The organism is Longimicrobium terrae (assembly GCF_014202995.1).
Lineage (GTDB): Bacteria > Gemmatimonadota > Gemmatimonadetes > Longimicrobiales > Longimicrobiaceae > Longimicrobium > Longimicrobium terrae.
This window is the reverse complement of the sequence record NZ_JACHIA010000015.1, coordinates 83,375-100,375: the sequence shown is the minus strand read 5'-3', so window position 1 is coordinate 100,375 and position 17,001 is coordinate 83,375. Positions and strand designations below refer to the sequence as shown.

The window sequence follows — 17,001 nt, the reverse complement described above, 5'->3', positions numbered from 1 at the left end:
GGCGGTGCTACACCGGCTCCTCCGGTCCGAACATCGGCTCCACCTGCGTCGCCATGCAGCTGGGGCAGATGCCGTGGCTGAACCGCGACCGGGTGTGCCTGGAAATGTACGACTCCACCGACTCCCAGTAGTCGTCGTCATCGCGGATTTTTCTGCAGTAGGAGCAGATCGGCAGAATCTCGCGCAGCGACCGCACCTCCGTCAGCGAGGACTGCAGTTCGCCCACCAGGCGCTCCCGCTCGTCATCCGCCAGCTTGCGCGCGGTAATGTCGCGGGCGACGGCGTAGATGGTACGCTCTTCCACCGCCGGCGCCGAATTCCACAGCAGCCAGCGGTACGTGCCGTCCTTGCAGAGATAGCGGTTGGAGAACCCCCGTGCCTGTCCGCCGCCGCGCACGTCCCGGTTCTGGACCAGCGTGCGCTCCCGGTCGTCGGGATGAACGAACTCGATGAACGGCTTCGCCATCATCTCGGCCGGCGTAAAGCCCAGCGTGCGCTCCCACGCCGGGTTCAGGCGCCGGAAGTAGCCGTTGTAGTCCAGAAAACAGAACATGTCGATGGACACCGAGAAGAACCCGTCCAGCTCGTGAACCGTGCGGGCCACCCGGTTGCGGCAGATCATCAGGTCGATGGTGGTGCGCAGCTCCCTCTGGGTGTACGGCGCGCGCAGCGACGCAGACCGGTCCGGCGCGGGTTCGCCCGGCTCGCTCTCGGCCTCGTTCAGCAGCCGCAGAACCGGGATGTCGTCGTACCCGGCTCCCAGGTCACGCCTCGCGGCGGGCTCAGCCCCGGGCGCGCCGCTGATCACCACCAGTTCCGCGCACCCTTCCACGGACGGCGGCACGCCCTCGCCGGGGCGCGAAACGGCGGCCACGTCGTACCCGCACGCCCGCAGAAACCGGGCGAGTTCCGCCGCGCCGTCCGTTGCGCTCACCAGCAGAATGCGGTCTGGCACGATGTCCTGAAAGCTCACGGCGGTACGACCAACGGTGCACGGCACCGTCGCGGTCCCCGAACATGGCTCCCCGCGGCCCCCGTGAACAGGTGCGCCGCCCGCGGACGCCTTCCGCCGCTCCGCCGCTTTCCCGCAATCCCTCGCTTTTCCGGGCCGTGGACGACCGGGCGGGGCGAATGCGCGGCGGAGGACGACCGCGCGGGACGGACTTCAGGACCCGGAAGCGAGCCGGTCCAGCCGCGGCGTTTCGGCGCTGGTGATGACGGGCGTGTCCGGAAGCGGCGCCAGGCGCGTCTGCTCCACCTCCGCCATCAGCCGCTGAAGCCGCAGGAACGCCAACTCCTCGCGCTCCGTCCGCTGGTAGCCGCGCCACGCCAGGTTGGTCTTTTCCAGCGGATCGGCGTTCAGGTCGTACATCTCCCACTGCTCGGGGACGTTGCCGTTGGCGTCGTAGTAGCGGGCCAGCTTCCACCCGGCCTTGCGGACGCACACGATGTGGTTGGGCGGAGGGAGGTACGGCGGATTGGGCTGCCCCGCCTGCCAGTCGTCCCAAGTGAACACCACGTACGACTGCGGCGGCAGCGCGTGCGACGGGTTCAGCACCACGGCGGAGTAGTCCACGCCCTGCCACGGCGCGCGCGCCTCGGCCGGCGTGTGGAGAAGCGAGGCGATCGTGGGCAGAAAGTCCACGTGCGAAACCAGCGCACCCGACTCCAGCGGGCCGTCGTACAGCGCGGGGGACGAAAAGATCAGCGGGACGCGCAACGATTCCTCGTACGCGTTGAAGTTCTTCTGCCGCAGCCCGCCGTGCGCCAGCCCCATCTCGCCGTGGTCCGCCGTGCGGATGACGACGGTGCTGCCGCGCAGCCCCGTGCGGTCCAGCGTGTCCAGTACGTCCACCAGATACTGGTCCGACGCCTTGATCAGATTCCCGTAGAAATTCAGGTAATCCAGCTTCATCTGATGATTGTCCAGCGAGCCCGTCTGGTTGAACATGGCCAGAAACTCCCGCTGCACCACGGGCTTGGTGGACAGGTCCTCATCCACCGTTTCCGGAAGTCCGATGTCGCCCTTGAGCCACGCATCCTCGTATCCCGCTTCGATGTACGTGTCGGGGTAGAAGAGCACGTCGTGCGGATTGACCAGCGACACCACCAGAAAGAACGGCTGCTGCCCCGCGGCCGCGGATTCCAGGTACTCCAGCGCGCCCTCGTAGCTGCCATCCGCGTCCGCCCGCGACAGCATGAAGCGGCCGTCGTTGTCCGGCTCGCCACCGCCCGCCTCGGGAATGCTCTGGTTGGCGCCCGCGTCCGGCGGATCCCACCGGCCGAATCCGTACTTCTCCACGTCCCGCGGCTCCCACTGGCCGCGCGGCGGATACTTGCTCAGGTGCCACTTGCCCTTGTAGACGGGGGTGTACCCGGCCGCGGCCGCCACCGTGGCCAGGTTGGCGAAATCCACCGGCATCTCCACCTGGTCGTACAGCAGGGGATCGTCCATGCTGGTTTCCAGCGTGTAGCGCACGCCGTGCTGGGCGGGAAAGTAGCCCGTCATGAGCGTGGCGCGCGCCGGCGAGCACATGCACGAGTTGGTGAACGCGTTCTGAAACCTCACTCCGCGGCTCTGCAGACGCGTCAGCCCGGGCAGGTTCTGCTCCGCCCAGCCCGGCGGAAAGTGCTGAATCCGGCGGTCCTGATCGGTGATGAACATCACCACGTTCATCCCGGCCATCCCGCTGCGCCCGCCGTCCGTGCCGGATGATGCGGGATTGGAAGCGTGCTCGCCGGGACCGTCGGCGGCGTCAGACGTCTGCATGGGCGGATGGATGGGCGGGAGAGGAGGAGGACGACAGGAAGGAGCCAGCCCGGCGAATATTGTCCGGAGACATATGGCGGGCAAGTACGACAACTACGGACTCGTCCCCGTCCCCCACGGCACGGCTGCGAATCAGCAGCGCATGCGAGCTCGATACCGCGCGTGAGCGATTCTTGCCAGACGATGGCGCCACTCGGCTGACGATGAATCGTGGCTAACCTGCTCAATCTGGCATCTTCATGGCACTTACACAGATGCAGCTCATTCAGTCACTGGGTGAGGCGATGGCGTGGTTTGAACGGGAAATCAACTGGGACGTTCCCGCAACCGAGTTGCGGCATCTGTGCGGCCGCATCGGCGAGTTGTACGTGGCCATGATCACGAACGGGCAGATGGCCCCGTTGGTGAATCAGAAGGGCTATGCCGTCGTCAGCGCGCTCGGTGAGCGGATCTCGGTCAAGACCACCGCCATTGCGGATTCGGGTGGGCACGTCACGTTCAATGCCAAGTCGCTGGCGTTTGTAGACCGTGTGATCGTGCTGCGGATCAACACCGAAGAGATGCAGGTAGAGACGCTGCTGGACCTTCCCGTCGCCGATGCAGTCGCCCGGATGAGTCCTGAAAGCCGCGGAAAGCGCACAATCTCGCTGAGCCGCCTCGTGAAGAAGCCGGTGCACGCCGCACCGGTCAAAGCGGTCATGGACGTTGAATTTGAAGGACACCGCATCCGCGAACTGGAGACCGGCACCATCGAAGTCTTCAAAGGCGGAACCGCCATCACGCCCGTGAAGCCGGTGCTGCGCGAACTGGCGGTGCGTCTCAACGTCGGCCTGTTGAACGGGAGCGGTAACCCGATGAACACGCGCCAGCTCGGAACGCAGGTGATCAAGAGCATTCTGGAGCTTGGCGAACCCAGGATCGGGCGTCTCTGATGCACGCCGCGTCCGCAGCACCGTCGCGAACCGGTGCCTCGCTGGCCGTTGACGGCATCGGGACATGGTACCAGGCTAGAAGCTGTGCAGAACGACGCCCCGCACGTACTCCGCGTGCGGGGCGTTCTTCATCGTCTTACTTCCGCACGTCAGCGCTTGTTGCCCAGGATGGTGCCGCGGCAGGCCGGGGCGCCGCAGTGGCAGGGAAAGCGGCGCTTCATTTTGGCCGTGTGGCGCTGGGGGAGGATGTAGTTGTAGTCGTACGCCAGTTCCTCACCCGGCTCGATGTCGCGGATACTTTCGATGAACAGGCGCCCGTCCTCCTCCACCACCTCGCAGTTGGGGTCGCAGGAGTGGTTGATCCACCGCGCCAGGTTTCCGCCGAACGCCGCGTCGATCATGGTGTCGTCATCCACCGCGAACAGAAAGGTGTGATGGACGCCGGTGAAGTCGTCGGGGTAGCGGCGCTCGGCCTCGGCGGTGGTGATGCGCTCGCCGCGGTACTCCACGATGCGCGTTTCTTCAGGGATGGGCGCGCGCGCGTACACGCCGCGGCCATGAATGCCGGAGCGGCGCACGGACAGAAAGCGCCGGACGGGGAGAACAGGTCTTCGCATCCCGCGATTCTATCACCCGGCGCGCCGTGGCGGGAGGGGGATGTTCCCCGGTGGATGCGGCAGATTCGTCCGCTTCCGCCGCGGAAGCCCGTACTCGGCACACGCAGCCCCCCATCACGCGGACGTCGTGGCCTCCGGCATGCCTGCTGTGCGGTGGGATCACACCGTCGCCGCCGCCGCCGAGCACGCTCGCGGATACTGCGCGCGACGGTACGGTTGATGACGACGGCATCGAGCCGGAACCGGCTCGGCACGCACTGGACAGTGGAGCAGAGATGAAGATCGGGATCATTGGCGCGGGGCAGATCGGCGGCACGCTGGCGCACCGCCTGAGCGCGATCGGGCACGACGTATCCGTAGCGAACTCGCGCGGGCCGGCCACGCTGGCGGACCTGGCCGCGGCGACCGGCGCCACGGCGGTCACGGTGCACGAGGCGGCGCGCGGGGCGGAGATCGTGGTGGTGACCATTCCGGAGGCGCGCGTCCCGGAGCTGCCGGACGACCTGTTTGCCGGAGTACCGGACGAGGTGGTCGTCATCGACACCGGCAACTACTATCCGCGTGAGCGCGACGGCCGCATCGACGAGATCGAGTCGGGGATGACGGAGAGCCGCTGGGTGGAGCGGCAGCTGGGCCGGCCGGTGGTCAAGGCGTTCAACAACATCGCCGCGGAAAGCCTGATGGAGCGCGGCAGCCCCGCCGGACGCCCCGGACGCATCGCTCTCCCCATCGCGGGCGACCGCCCCGCCGACGTGGACGCGGTGATCCGCCTGGTGGACCAGCTGGGGTTCGACGGCGTGAACGCGGGCGGGCTGGACGAGTCGTGGCGGCAGCAGCCCGGCACGCCCGTGTACGGCACGGACCTGAACGCCGAGGCCCTGCGCCGCGCCCTGGCCGAAGCGAGCCCGGACCGCCCGGCTGGCTTCCGCGCCTGACACCGGCCAGCGCCGCGGCGGGTCCAAGCGCCGGGCCGGCCCCCGCCGACGCGCGAGAGATGCCACGCGCCTCTGGATGAGGCCGATCCGGACATCCGCGGCCCTCACGAACACAGGACGCCACCGCTTTCCCGAGCGGTGGCGTTCCGCATTCGTCTTCAAGGCAACCCGGGATTCGCGCCAGATTCCACGCACCGGCCCGTCTCCGACAGGAGAGAGGCGTCCCATCCGCCCCATAGACCCTCGCCCCCGCCCGATCCACACACCGGGCTCGCGGAACCCCGGAGCCGGTTCATCGGCCGAAACGGGAGTTTGGCAGAGTTCTTTTGACCCGGAGACACGCAAGCCGCCATCGTTGCCGCACTCACTTACGGGAGATGCGATGACGATCACACGATTCGGGTGCGCGGTCCGGCGGGTTCTCACCCCCGCAGCGGACCGGTTCGCGGGCGGGCGGACAAGGATGGAGAACGATGCGGGCGTGCGCTCCAGCCAGCGGGAGCGCGCCCTTCCCCACGGGGAGCGCTGACCCGCATGTACGCCATGGAAACGTGCGGGCTGACACACCGTTTCGGGGGCGGCGATCCCGTCCTGCGCAACGTGGAACTGCGGGTTCCGGAGGGGAGCATCTACGGGTTCCTGGGCCCCAACGGCGCGGGAAAGACCACCACCCTGCGCCTGGTGCTGGGACTGCTGGGCCAGCAGGAGGGCACCATCCACCTCTTCGGCCGGCCGCTCACCGGCAACCGTGGCGAACTGCTGCGGCAGGTGGGCTCATCCATCGAAAGCCCCTCGCTGTACGCCCACCTGACCGCCCGCGAAAACCTGCGCATCTGGCAGCTGGTGTTCCGCTGCCCCGAGCGCCGCATCGGCGAGGTGCTGTCCCTGGTGGGGCTGAGCGGCACCGGGAGCAAGCGGGCGGGACAGTTTTCCCTGGGGATGAAGCAGCGGCTGAGCCTGGCCGTGGCCCTGCTGCACGAGCCGCGGATGCTGGTGCTGGACGAGCCCACCAACGGACTGGATCCGCACGGCATTCTGGAGATGCGCGACCTGCTCCTTTCGCTCAACCGCGCGCACGGCACCACCATCGTCGTGTCCAGCCACCTGCTGGCCGAGGTGGAGCGGCTGGTCACGGACGTGGCCATCATCAGCCGGGGAACGCTGCGGTTCCAGGGACCGCTGGCGGAACTGATGGCGCGCCGCGAGGCCACATCCTTCATCACCTTTGATTCGGGAGACAACACGCGCGCGCTGGAGATCATCGCGGCGGGCGGCTGGACGGCCGTGCCGCACGAGGGAAAGGTGCGCGTTCCGGCGCTGCCGCCCGAAGAGATCGGGCGCATCAACCACCGCCTGGCGCTGGCCGGCGTGTCCGTTCACGAGATCACCGCCGGAGGCACCCGCCTTGAAACCCTCTTCATGGACCTGGTCCAGGACTGACGCCGTGACTGCATCACCGTTGCCCGCGCTGCGGGCGGAATGGCTCAAACAGCGGCGCAGCCTGGCCGGATGGCTCATCCTGGCGGGCGGCCTGTTCACCCCAAGCATCATCTTCGCGCTGCGCCTGTACCAGCGCCGCGCCCTGCCGGCCATGTACGCCGCCCCCACGTTCTGGGAGAAGCACTGGACGCAGTCGTGGGAATCCATCACCATCATGATCCTGCCGATGATGGGCGTGCTGATTACGGCGCTGGTGGCGCAGATCGAATTTCGCAACAATACCTGGAAGCAGGTGCACGCGACGCCGCAGCCGCCGGCCGCCATCTTCTTCGCCAAGCTGGCGGTGGTGCTGGTGCTGATGGCGGAGCTGTTCGTGGTGCTGAACCTGGGGGTGTACGCGTCGGCCATGCTTCCCGCCCTGGTCTTCGGCCACGTGGACGCGCCGTCCACCCCCGTTCCCGCCGGGCTCTTTCTGGCCCGGAGCGCGCGCTTCTTCGTGGACTGCCTTCCCGTGGTGGCGCTGCAGTTCGGCGTGGCGCTGCACTTCAGAAACTTCATGGTGCCCGTGGGCGTGGGCATGGCCGTGTGGATCCTCACCATCGGCATGTTCAACAGCCGCGTGAGCTACCTGATCCCTTTTTCCTACCCGGGGCTGGACTACATGGTGGATGCGGGATACCGGACGGGATACGGCCTCCCCGTGAGCATTTCCGCCATCGCCCTGGGCGCCGCCGCCGCCTTCACCCTGGCCGGGTACGCGATGTACGCGGGAAAGAAGGACCGGGGATCGTGAAGCGCGGCGTGGTCGCGCTGCTGCACGCCGGCTACTGGGCCGCGTACCTGCTGCTGCTGGCGGTGGTGCTGGCCGCGCTGCGCCTGCCGCTGGCGGATTCCCGGCCCTTTGTCACTTCCCTTCTGGCGGCGCGGCTGGGTGTGCTGGCCGTGGCGCCCAGCCTCGTCGCGTTCTATCTGGCGTACCTGATCCTGTTTCCCCGCCTGCTGGCGCGCCGGCGCATCGGGGCGCTGCTGGCTGCCTGGGCGGCCGCCTCCACGGGCGCCGCGGCGCTGGGCACGCTGGGCACCTGCCTGGCGGGCGCGGGCGGAGCGGCGTGCGCCACGAGCGGGGAGGTGGCGGGGCTGATGGCGCTGCTGGCGCCCGTCGCCGCCCTGCACGCGGGGATGGCGCTGGTGATGCGCGGCTTCGTGGGGTGGTACGGAGACCTGCGCGTCAAGGAAGAGCTGGCGCGCCGGACGCGCGAGGTGGAGACGGCGCTGCTGCGCGCGCGGCTGGACCCGCACTTTCTGTTCAACACGCTGAACAACATCGATGTGCTCATCACCCGCGACGCGGCGGCGGCGTCAGCGTACCTGAACAAGCTGTGCGACATCATGCGCTTCGTGCTGTACGAGGCACGCGCGGAAACCATTCCGCTCACGGCGGAGCTGGCGTACATCGAAAAGTACCTGGACCTGGAACGCATCCGCTCCGCCAATCCCCGCCACGTGCACTACGCGGTGGAGGGGGATCCCGCGGGGCTGCGCATCACCCCCATGATCTTCATCCCCTTCATCGAGAACGCCTTCAAGCACGCCGTGGCCGCGCGCACGGGAAACACGATCGACGTGGCGGTGCGGGTGGACGGCGGCCGCGTGCGGTTCTGCTGCGCCAACCGCCACCGGGGCGCCCACGGCCCCGCGCTCCCCTCCGGCGGGGTGGGCAACGCGGTGATGGCGCGGCGCCTGGCCCTGCTGTACCCGGACCGCCACGCGCTGGACGTTTCGGACCGGGACGACACCTACACCGTCCGGCTCACCGTGGACCTGGCATGACCTCACGCTGCATCATCGTCGAAGACGAGCCGCTGGCCCTGGAACGCCTGGAGGGATACGTGCGGCAGCTCCCCGTCCTTGAGCTGCTTGCCACCTTTCACGACGCGCTGGAGGCGCTGGCGTTTCTGCAGACGAACGCGGTGGAGATCGTCTTTCTGGACATCCAGCTGGGCGGCTGGTCGGGGATCGAACTGCTGGAGACGTCGGCGGTGGCGGGAGAGGTGATCCTGACGACGGCGCATCCCGAGTACGCGCCGAAATCGTACGACCTGAAGGTGGCGGATTACCTGCTGAAGCCGTTCACCTTTCCGCGCTTCGTGCAGGCGGTGGAGCGGGCGCGCGGCAACCTAGCGCGGCGCGAGGAGCCCGGTGCGCGCGACATCCTGTTCGTAAAGACGGAGCTGCGGCTGGAACGGGTGCGGCTGGACGAGGTCCTGTACATCGAGGGCGTGCGGGACTACCGGCGCATTCACACGGTGCACAAGCGCATCATGACACTGCAGACGTTTGGAGAGCTGGAGCGGAAGATCGCCGCGGACGTGGTGTGCCGCGTCCACAAGTCGTACATGGTGGCGCTGGGCCGCATTGAATCGGTGGAGCGCGACCGCATCACCATCGGCGACGTGCTGATCCCCGTCTCCGACACGTATCGCGAGCGCTTCTACGCCCTGATCGGCCACCGGACCCAGGGGTGACGGGGCGAGGATGCGGCGGACCGCAGGATCCTGCGCGCCGGCCAGGAGTCCCGGCGGGCGGCGTCGCGCCTCCAGGGACACGACGTGGCGGCGGAGACCCGGTTCGCCGCGGACAGGTCTGCCTCGATGTCGTTCTCTCCGATGCTGAACGCGGAACGCAGAACGCCGCCACCCCGAGGGAGTAGCGGCGTTCTGTTTTCCTGCGCTCCGGCGTGCGGATCAGCCGGCGTAAGCCCCGACGGCGCCAGCGGTCGCGGGTTCGGCCGCGGTGGCCTTGGTGGCACCCATCATCTCGCGGACGCGGGGGATGACCTCGCGCCCGTAGAGCTCCACGCCGCGCATCAGCACATCATGCCCGAGCGGGCCGGAACTGTACTTCATGTCGAAGCGCGCGACGCCCAGCGCGCCCGCCGTCGCGGCGATCTTGCGCGCCACCGTCTCCGGGGAGCCCACGTACAGCGACCCCGACTCGATCTCGCGGTCGAACTCCGCGCGCGTGGTCGCCGGCCAACCGCGTTCCGCGCCAATGCGGTTGCGCATTTCGCGATAGCCCGGCCACAGCTCCTCGCGCGCCTGCGCGTCCGTCTCCGCCACGTGCCCGGGCGAGTGCACGCCAATCGGCAGGCGCGGCGTGCCCATCTCCTTGAGCGCGCGGTGATACAGATCCACGTACGGCGCAAAACGTCGCGGGTCGCCCCCGATGATGGCCAGCATCAGCGGCAGTCCGTAGCGCGCCGCGCGCACGACCGACTCCGGGCTCCCGCCCACGCCGATCCACGTCTTGAGCCCGCCGTCCGTGGCGGGAAACACGCGCTGGCCCTCCAGTGGTGGACGCGTGGTGCCGCGCCACGTCAGCGGCTCGCCGGTGCGGTCCGCCTCCAGGATGGCGGCGAATAGATCCAGCTTTTCCTCGAACAGCGTGTTGTACTGGTTCAGCTCGTACCCGAACAGCGGAAACGATTCGGTGAACGACCCGCGCCCCAGAATCACCTCCGCGCGGCCGCCGGACGCGGCGTTCAGCGTGGAAAAGCGCTGAAACACGCGCACCGGATCGTCCGAGCTTAGCACGGTGACGGCCGAGCCCAGGTGAATGCGCTCCGTCTGCCCGGCGATGGCGGCCAGCAGCACTTCCGGCGCGGAAACGGCGAAATCCTCACGGTGGTGCTCCCCCACCCCGATGAAGTCCACGCCCACCCGGTCGGCGAGCACGGCCTCGGCGATCACGTCGCGAATCACCTGCGCGTGCGGGACCAAGGCACCGTCCGCGGTGCGGGTGACGTCGCCAAAAGTGTCCAGTCCGAGTTCCAGATGCGTAGTCATGGCCTGCTCATCATCCCAAAGAAAACGTGCGCCCGGCGAACCCCCGTGATCCGCCCGGCATCATTGTCCCGCGTGCTCAGCGCCCCAGCAGGCGCAGCGTGCGCTCGCGCCGCGCCCAGGCGATCGTGGCGACCACCGCCAGCAGCACCAGCGCCATGCCCGGATTTCCGCCGATGACGAACAGGTGCGTGGCCACGGCGCCCAGCATCACCCCCAACAGCAGCAGCGCGCCCGCGCCGGCCAGCGCCGGAACCAGCAGCAGCACCGCGCCCAGCACCTCCAGCGAGCCCGTCAGATAGCGGAACCACTGCCCCGCCCCGAGCGCATCAAACAGACCCACCATGTCCGGCGAGCCGGAGAGCTTGGCGAATCCGGCCATCCCCAGCATGGCGGCCGCGGCGACCTGCAGCACCCAGAGCGCGATGTTGGCGGCCTTGCCGCTGGAGCGCTCGCGGGGCGCGGGGGTCGCGAGAGTTGTGGACATCGGTGTTTCTCCTCAGAAGAACGACTATCCCGGAATCGCCCCGGACGCGGCGCCGGACCGGCGCGTTAACTCACAACCAAGAATCTTGATTTCAAACCATTTGATCAGCCGAAATCACCCCCGCTCCGCCGCGTGCCGCCCCAGGCGCCGCAGGAGCGACGTGGTGATCCGCTTTTCTTCGGTGGTGAGGCCTTCCATGGCGGCGCGGATCACTTCCGCATGCTCAGGAAAGATGCCATCCACCAGTTTCCGCCCGGCGTCGGTCAACTCCGCGTAGCACACGCGCCGGTCCTCGGAGGACATGCGCCGCGCGATCAGGCCGCGCTGCTCCAGCTTGTCGGCCACGGGCGTGACGCTGCCGCTGGTGACCAGAACGCGCTCGCCCACCTGTCCAAGCGTAAGCGGCCCCTTGTGATACAGCGCCTCCAGCACGCCGAACTCCGTGGGGCGAAGACCCTGGCGTTCGATCTCGCGGCGCGCACGATCACCGATGGCGCGCTGGGCGCGGCTGAGCACGACCCACAGCTTCAGCGCGGCGGCGGTGTCTTCGTCCTGTTGCGGATTCGCGAGCGGATCGGCTTCGTCAATCATCTTGATATCAAGATAAATGGATTGTCGATTCCACACAAGGGAAGCGGGTTGACCGGCCGCTGATCGCGCGCGGGTGCCGGGCGTGGAACACGAAACGCCGCCGCTCCGGGGAGCGGCGGCGTTGCGTGGGGCGGATAAGGTGCGTCCGCCCGGCCGTGACGGCTTCCGGATGGAAGCCGTCTCGCGCTCAGCTGCCCAGGTGACGGCGGAACCACTGGATGGTGAGCGGCCAGGCGGCCTGCGCGGCCTGGAGGTTGGCTCCGTTCTGGCCGTCCTGCTGGCGCAGGAATCCGTGTCCGGCGCCGGCAAAGATCTGGTGCTGAAAGGTGCGGCCCAGCGCGCGCATGGCGGAGTCCGCGGGGGCGATGGTGGCGTTCACCCGCGCGTCGTTCTCCCGTACAGGCCCAGCACGGGCGCGCGCACCGTCGCCAAGCTCGCCGCCGGCGGCGACGAGCCGTAGTAGACCACCGATGCGCCCAGCCCCGGCGCGTGCACCGCGTGCGCGAACGAGGCCGATCCGCCCCAGCAGAATCCCACGATTCCGTACTTCGGCAGCGCGGCGGGGAGCGCCATGGCGTAGCGCGCCGTGGCGTCCAGCCGCGTCTGCACCGCCGCCGGGTTCAGGGTGCGGATCGCCGCCGTCGCCGAGTCCCGCACGGGATCACCGTCCGCGCCGGTGGGAACGCCCGTCCCCGAAAGCAGGTCCGGGGCGATGGCCACGTATCCATCCGCGGCAAGCTGGTCGGTCACGCCGCGGATCCAGTTGGTGAGGCCGAAAATCTCGTGCACCACCACGATCACCGGCGCGCGATCCCTGCGCTCCGGGTACACCACCCAGGCGCGCAGGCTGTCGCCGCTTTCCGTGCGCACCATCACCCACTCGCCGTGGCGCGGCGAGGCGGCCAGACGCGCCGGTGCCTCGGCCGCGCCCGGCGCGACCGTGGCCGGGGCTCCGCCGGATCCGGGTGCGACCGCGGCGCATGCCGCCGTCAGGGTGGCGAGGGCGAGAACGAGCGTGGCTGCGATTCGGTTCATCCGTGGTGCTCCGGTGTGAAAGGTGGTTTCCCGCAAGGTCCCGCACATCCCTTCCCTGCCCTGTCCCCCGGCGCGTCCGGTGGAGCCACGCCCGGACTGCCCTCCCCGCACACACATCCGCGAAGCAGCGACGCTGCGCAGCCGCAAACGGGTTGTGCGTCCGTGCCGCCGTGACGCGGCGTTCTGACGCCATGCGGCTCAACCGCAACGGACTTCTCGCCTTTGAACGCCGCGAGGCGTCATCCTGAGGGAGCGTGCGCGACCGAAGGATCTACTGTCCGCCGAGCCAACGTCGCGACACGCACGTCCGTTCTCGCGGGCCGGCCAGATCCTTCGTCGGCGCCAAAGCACGGTGCCGCTGACCCTTCGGCCGGCGCCTCCTCAGGATGACATGTTGTTGTCGCGCGGCTACTTACAGCCCCGACCCTGTCATCCTGAGCGAGCGGCGATGCCGCGCTCTCCCCCGCACCGAACCCGGCAGCGAGTCGAAGGATCTTGCCACATCGCCGGCCACCATCACCGATGTTCGAGTCTGAATCCATCCCCCACCTGGCGGGCACTCCGCATCCACCGTGGCAAGATCCTTCGACTTCGCGCCAGAGTACGGCGGATCGAAAAACCCGCCGCGGCGCTTCGCTCAGGATGACAAATGCGGGGTGCGGCTCACGGATGGGCTCAACAACCTTTTGATGGACCGTGCGCCGTACAGCTCACGCGTCCACGCCCAGAGCGCAAGATCCCCGCTCACCCTCAACCCACCATCTATCACTCAAAGAACACGCTGCTCCCGCCGATGGCGCTGCCGCCGCGCACCAGTTCCTGGTTGCGCCGGGCCCGCGCCGCCACCGCGTCCTCATCCACGTATCCGCCGCGCTGCACCAGCGTCTGCCGGGGCTCGTTCTCATCCAGCAGATCGTAGACGCGCGCGTGCTCGTCCGTCGCCAGCGCCTGCACCACGGCGCGGTGCAGAGGCGCAATCATGGACCCGCCGCCCGTGAGCGTCTGCGCGTTCACCGGCCCGCGCACGTGGTCGCGCAGAAACGTGTCGCGCACCGCGATCACACGATCCGCGAAGTTCCGCAGCGCCTCCACCGTCCGCTCCGCGCCCTCCCCCGCCCCGATCCGCTGGCCGTTGCCCAGCGTAACCGGCGCCCCGCCATACAGATCCACCTTGAGCGCGTCCCACTGGCTGGGAGAAAGCGCCCGGATCTCCCGCTGCGCACCCTCGTCCAGACTGTCGTAGATGGCCTGGTCCAGTTCGCGGATGCCGAGCTCGTAGGACTGCTGGACGATGGTGGGACGATGCCAGTCGTTGGAGCTGAAGCTGGTGTCGAACTGCACGTACCCGAAGTCCGTGGTGAACCCGCCGATGTCGATCACCAGCACGCCGAAGCTCCCCGACATGCGCCGCAGCGCCTGCAGCAGCCCTTCCGGCTCCAGCATCTTCATCAGGTGCAGCGAGCGGCCGGCGCGCGGCGTAAAGCTGGCCGCGGGCGGATACCACGTCGCGTTCCGGCCGCGGGTGAACATGCCGCACGCGTTGGACTCCGGCTCGTACACGGTCACGCGGCCGTGCGCCGGCCGCCACCCCGCCGCGTCCAGAATGCTCCCCACGCGCGCATCCATGTCCGCCACGTCGATCTTGGGAACGCACACGCGAACCGCGCTGGCCGCGATGTCTTCGCCGTACGGAGAGTGCTCCAGGCTCTGCCTCAGGCCGCGAAAGAACTCGGTGGCGACCTCATCATAATTCTCGCCGCCCTCGGCCTCCGCGGTCTGCCCCATCTGGTCGCGGCTCACCTGCGCGCGCGGGCCGGTGGCGAACAGCCGGGCCTTCCAGTAGCGAAAGATCCGCACGCCGTCCCCCGGCGTCTGCGCCGCCGCCGCCGCGCCGATGGTCCACCGCGTGCGCCCGCCCTCGTCCACGCGCGCCACCACCGACGGCACGCAGAAGTCCACCTCGTCCGAGGCCAGGGGCAGATCGCGGAGCAGATCCGATTCGGCGTTCCAGTTCCGGCGGATGGCGACCTTGGTGTACGCGCTGCCCAGGTCGATGGAAACCAGCCTGCTGTTCTTCACTTCACCTCGGTATTCACGTGCGATAATCCTTGGGGACAAAAGGTCTGGACCGGGATGATGAACCGCGCCGCGCCCGGCCGGAAGGCGCCGCGTGTGCGAAATCTCTGCCGCCCGGGCCGCGGATCAGCCCGGACCGATCAATCATCCTTGAACACGGGAGGGGAGACGAACCCGCGCTTCGCAAAGAACGCATCCACCGCCGGCGACCACAGCAGCACGCAGCCGATGCACAGATAAAGCACCGCCACGACGGCCATGACCAGCCGCCCGCCGAGTTCCGACTGCGTCTCGTACAGGTGCATCCCGGTCTGCACGAGCACCAGGACGCAGAGGATCACGGTGAGCCACCGCGCCCCTTCCCTGGCGCGAAGGAGGGCGTAGGCCAGCCAGAGCGTGAGCGCCAGCCGGATCACCTGGTGAAACAGAATGAACGGCCCGATCTGGATGACGTAGAGCAACGTCGCCCACACGCTTGCCGACACGAGCGCAGCCGCGATGATGCGGACGTACCATCGTCCCCGGCGCGCCAGGTCGAAGGCCGATGCGTGCGTGCTCACTGGATCGATACAGGGCGAAGGACGGAGCGAAGGGAGGGCCGCGGCGCGGCTGCGGGGATAATAGCACGGCGCCGCGCCGGGTGCAGCGGTCTTCCGACCGGGATGCATCCGCCGTCTCCCCGGGCCATGCAGAGCACCGTCCGCCCGCCGCCCGGGCCCCGCGCCGCCGGCCTGGACGATGGCGGCGGCCCCTCCGCGCCCCGTATCATCAGCGCCTGCACCCGACGCGCCGGTCGCGGGACGAGCTCGCGCGGTGCCGCGCGGTCCAGGGCCCGCCCGCGACACGCTCCCCAACCGATTCTCCAGCCTCCCGCGCACATGTCGGATCCGCTTTCAGTCATCATCTCCCTGCTCCGCCCCCGGACGGTGCTCTCCAAGATCGTGAGCGGCGCGGGCGAGTGGAGCATCCACAAGGAGCGGTACGCGGACCCGTCGTTCTGCATCCTCCTGGAAGGCTCGTGCTTTCTGCAGCCGGACAGCGCCGGGCCGCTTGAACTGAACCGGGGCGACTTCATCTTCTTTCCCCAGACGCCCGGCTTTACGCTGGCGAGCGACCTGAGCATCACGCCGCGCCCCGAGCCGATCGACCATTCCCCACAGACGCACCACGGGAGCGGTTCCGGCCCCACCATGCGAATGCTGGGGGGATACTTTCGCGTGGATCCCGCGAACGCGGGGCTGCTGGCCCGGCTGCTGCCCCCGGTGGTGCACATCCGGCGCGAAGAGGCGGGCGCGGCGCGGCTCGGGCGGATCGTGGAACTGATCGGCGAGGAGGCGGAGGCGGACCATCCCGGCCGCGAGCTGGTTCTGGAGCGGCTGGTGCAGGTGCTGCTGGTGGAGGCGCTCCGCTTTCGGCCCGCGACCACGGCGCGGGAGGAGCGCGGCCTGCTGGCCGGCCTTTCCGATCCCGCGCTCGCCCGTTCGCTGCGCGAGATTCACGTGGATGTCGCGCGAAAGTGGACGGTCGCGGAACTCGCGCGCACCGGTCACATGTCGCGCGCGGTCTTTGCCGAGCGGTTCGCCCGCAAGGTGGGCATGCCGCCCATGCAGTACCTGCTGGAGTGGAGGATGGCGATCGCCAAGGACATGCTGCGCCGCGAGCGCACGCCGCTGGCCAGGGTGGCGGAGCACATCGGCTACCAGTCCGCGAGCGCGTTCAGCACCGCGTTCACCCGCCTGATCGGCTGCTCTCCCAGCGACTTCGCCCGTTCCGCCGGCTGACCCGCCGCCGCGGTGCGCCGCCGGATGCGGTTCCGCCGGCCCGCGCCCATCCGCTCTCCTCGTTCCCTGCCTCGGCCTGCGCGGGCAAGCGCCGCGAAGCCCGGCGGACGCTCGGAATCAGTTCATCCTCCGAGACTCCCATCAACCGAACACGCCGCGGGGCCCACGGAATCGTGGGCTCCGCGATCGTCGTGTCTGCGGACGCCTTCTACGCTTCAAGGAAAGTTCGTGCATCGCGGGTGCGTCCTCCTGGAGTGCAGGCACGATGGCGGAGGGACCGAACAGAAAGCCTGAGCAGGCGCTGAGTTCATCCGCATTTTTTCAGGAGGACCCATTCTCGATCCGCGAGGCCGACAACGGGGCTCGCGGCGCGAAATGATGATAGATCGGGCGTTTCGTATCCGGTCTGGCGATGAGCGCTGTGTGGCGTTACGCGTGAGAGCGGCCGCCCACGCTGCCTGATCGCGTCTGTTCAGCGGAGCGGCGGCGGCGCGA

16 protein-coding genes and 1 pseudogene are annotated in these 17,001 nt (G+C 68.7%); 8 read left to right on the top strand and 9 right to left on the bottom strand.

All coding sequences use genetic code 11. The features are described 5' to 3' along the window. Nucleotides 1-7: 7 nt before the first annotated feature. Nucleotides 8-973 (bottom strand): PAS domain S-box protein, encoded by a 966-nt coding sequence (locus HNQ61_RS29675; protein ID WP_170038269.1) that lies wholly within the window; start codon nucleotides 971-973, stop codon nucleotides 8-10. A 192-nt stretch (nucleotides 974-1,165) separates the two neighbouring features. After that, nucleotides 1,166-2,770 (bottom strand): sulfatase-like hydrolase/transferase, encoded by a 1,605-nt coding sequence (locus tag HNQ61_RS20180; RefSeq protein WP_170038271.1) that lies wholly within the window; start codon nucleotides 2,768-2,770, stop codon nucleotides 1,166-1,168. Between the two features lie 239 nt (nucleotides 2,771-3,009). Here HNQ61_RS20180 and HNQ61_RS20175 point away from each other — a divergent pair, with 239 nt between their 5' ends. Beyond that, nucleotides 3,010-3,702 carry a DUF6998 domain-containing protein gene (locus HNQ61_RS20175; protein ID WP_170038273.1) on the top strand — a complete coding sequence of 231 codons (693 nt, stop codon included), beginning with the start codon at nucleotides 3,010-3,012 and terminating at the stop codon, nucleotides 3,700-3,702. A gap of 149 nt (nucleotides 3,703-3,851) precedes the next feature. Here HNQ61_RS20175 and HNQ61_RS20170 read toward each other — a convergent pair whose 3' ends face one another. Continuing rightward, on the bottom strand, nucleotides 3,852-4,319 hold the full coding sequence (locus HNQ61_RS20170; protein ID WP_205761994.1) for an SET domain-containing protein: 468 nt from the start codon (nucleotides 4,317-4,319) through the stop codon (nucleotides 3,852-3,854). A 257-nt stretch (nucleotides 4,320-4,576) separates the two neighbouring features. On the opposite strand from HNQ61_RS20170, the gene HNQ61_RS20165 reads away from it, so the two are divergent. The 6 genes from HNQ61_RS20165 (at nucleotide 4,577) to HNQ61_RS20140 (ending at nucleotide 9,219) form a co-directional block, all read left to right on the top strand. Beyond that, nucleotides 4,577-5,254: an NADPH-dependent F420 reductase gene (locus tag HNQ61_RS20165; protein ID WP_276510393.1), complete on the top strand. Its 678-nt coding sequence runs from the start codon at nucleotides 4,577-4,579 to the stop codon at nucleotides 5,252-5,254. A gap of 382 nt (nucleotides 5,255-5,636) precedes the next feature. After that, nucleotides 5,637-5,783: a hypothetical protein gene (locus HNQ61_RS20160; protein WP_170038277.1), complete on the top strand. Its 147-nt coding sequence runs from the start codon at nucleotides 5,637-5,639 to the stop codon at nucleotides 5,781-5,783. 5 nt (nucleotides 5,784-5,788) lie between these two features. Next, nucleotides 5,789-6,694 carry an ABC transporter ATP-binding protein gene (locus HNQ61_RS20155; RefSeq protein WP_170038279.1) on the top strand — a complete coding sequence of 302 codons (906 nt, stop codon included), beginning with the start codon at nucleotides 5,789-5,791 and terminating at the stop codon, nucleotides 6,692-6,694. A 4-nt stretch (nucleotides 6,695-6,698) separates the two neighbouring features. Next, nucleotides 6,699-7,487: an ABC transporter permease gene (locus tag HNQ61_RS20150; protein WP_170038281.1), complete on the top strand. Its 789-nt coding sequence runs from the start codon at nucleotides 6,699-6,701 to the stop codon at nucleotides 7,485-7,487. After that, entirely contained in the window at nucleotides 7,484-8,524 is a 1,041-nt protein-coding gene (locus tag HNQ61_RS29670; RefSeq protein WP_170038283.1) for a histidine kinase, read from the top strand. The genes HNQ61_RS20150 and HNQ61_RS29670 overlap by 4 nt, the downstream gene beginning before the upstream one ends. Continuing rightward, the gene (locus tag HNQ61_RS20140; protein ID WP_170038285.1) at nucleotides 8,521-9,219 is read left to right on the top strand and encodes a LytR/AlgR family response regulator transcription factor; all 699 of its coding nucleotides are present in this window, start codon (nucleotides 8,521-8,523) and stop codon (nucleotides 9,217-9,219) included. The genes HNQ61_RS29670 and HNQ61_RS20140 overlap by 4 nt, the downstream gene beginning before the upstream one ends. Before the next feature lie 219 nt (nucleotides 9,220-9,438). Here the strand turns inward: HNQ61_RS20140 and HNQ61_RS20135 are convergent, their stop codons facing one another. The 6 genes and pseudogenes from HNQ61_RS20135 to HNQ61_RS20105 all read right to left on the bottom strand — a co-directional run bounded on the left by HNQ61_RS20135 (nucleotide 9,439) and on the right by HNQ61_RS20105 (nucleotide 15,285). After that, nucleotides 9,439-10,539: an LLM class flavin-dependent oxidoreductase gene (locus HNQ61_RS20135; RefSeq protein ID WP_170038287.1), complete on the bottom strand. Its 1,101-nt coding sequence runs from the start codon at nucleotides 10,537-10,539 to the stop codon at nucleotides 9,439-9,441. A gap of 76 nt (nucleotides 10,540-10,615) precedes the next feature. Continuing rightward, entirely contained in the window at nucleotides 10,616-11,023 is a 408-nt protein-coding gene (locus tag HNQ61_RS20130; protein WP_170038289.1) for a DoxX family protein, read from the bottom strand. Nucleotides 11,024-11,137: 114 nt separating this feature from the next. After that, on the bottom strand, nucleotides 11,138-11,614 hold the full coding sequence (locus HNQ61_RS20125) for a MarR family winged helix-turn-helix transcriptional regulator (RefSeq protein WP_170038291.1): 477 nt from the start codon (nucleotides 11,612-11,614) through the stop codon (nucleotides 11,138-11,140). 187 nt (nucleotides 11,615-11,801) lie between these two features. Continuing rightward, nucleotides 11,802-12,487 (bottom strand): annotated as a pseudogene (locus tag HNQ61_RS28865) (dienelactone hydrolase family protein). 927 nt (nucleotides 12,488-13,414) lie between these two features. Then, the gene (locus HNQ61_RS20110; protein WP_170038294.1) at nucleotides 13,415-14,728 is read right to left on the bottom strand and encodes an acetate and sugar kinases/Hsc70/actin family protein; all 1,314 of its coding nucleotides are present in this window, start codon (nucleotides 14,726-14,728) and stop codon (nucleotides 13,415-13,417) included. Nucleotides 14,729-14,865: 137 nt separating this feature from the next. Next, entirely contained in the window at nucleotides 14,866-15,285 is a 420-nt protein-coding gene (locus HNQ61_RS20105; protein WP_170038295.1) for a hypothetical protein, read from the bottom strand. 318 nt (nucleotides 15,286-15,603) lie between these two features. On the opposite strand from HNQ61_RS20105, the gene HNQ61_RS20100 reads away from it, so the two are divergent. Then, nucleotides 15,604-16,506, top strand: coding sequence for an AraC family transcriptional regulator (locus HNQ61_RS20100; RefSeq protein WP_170038296.1), 903 nt, complete (start codon nucleotides 15,604-15,606; stop codon nucleotides 16,504-16,506). Nucleotides 16,507-17,001 lie beyond the last annotated feature (495 nt).

What these genes read in the sequence shown, in the direction of transcription:
- HNQ61_RS20130 (WP_170038289.1), bottom strand. Translation starts at nt 11,023, where the DNA reads ATGTCCACAACTCTCGCGACCCCCGCGCCCCGCGAGCGCTCCAGCGGC.
- HNQ61_RS20100 (WP_170038296.1), top strand. Translation starts at nt 15,604, where the DNA reads ATGTCGGATCCGCTTTCAGTCATCATCTCCCTGCTCCGCCCCCGGACG.
- HNQ61_RS20170 (WP_205761994.1), bottom strand. Translation starts at nt 4,319, where the DNA reads ATGCGAAGACCTGTTCTCCCCGTCCGGCGCTTTCTGTCCGTGCGCCGC.
- HNQ61_RS20125 (WP_170038291.1), bottom strand. Translation starts at nt 11,614, where the DNA reads ATGATTGACGAAGCCGATCCGCTCGCGAATCCGCAACAGGACGAAGAC.
- HNQ61_RS20140 (WP_170038285.1), top strand. Translation starts at nt 8,521, where the DNA reads ATGACCTCACGCTGCATCATCGTCGAAGACGAGCCGCTGGCCCTGGAA.
- HNQ61_RS20180 (WP_170038271.1), bottom strand. Translation starts at nt 2,770, where the DNA reads ATGCAGACGTCTGACGCCGCCGACGGTCCCGGCGAGCACGCTTCCAAT.
- HNQ61_RS20135 (WP_170038287.1), bottom strand. Translation starts at nt 10,539, where the DNA reads ATGACTACGCATCTGGAACTCGGACTGGACACTTTTGGCGACGTCACC.
- HNQ61_RS20160 (WP_170038277.1), top strand. Translation starts at nt 5,637, where the DNA reads ATGACGATCACACGATTCGGGTGCGCGGTCCGGCGGGTTCTCACCCCC.
- HNQ61_RS20155 (WP_170038279.1), top strand. Translation starts at nt 5,789, where the DNA reads ATGTACGCCATGGAAACGTGCGGGCTGACACACCGTTTCGGGGGCGGC.
- HNQ61_RS20175 (WP_170038273.1), top strand. Translation starts at nt 3,010, where the DNA reads ATGGCACTTACACAGATGCAGCTCATTCAGTCACTGGGTGAGGCGATG.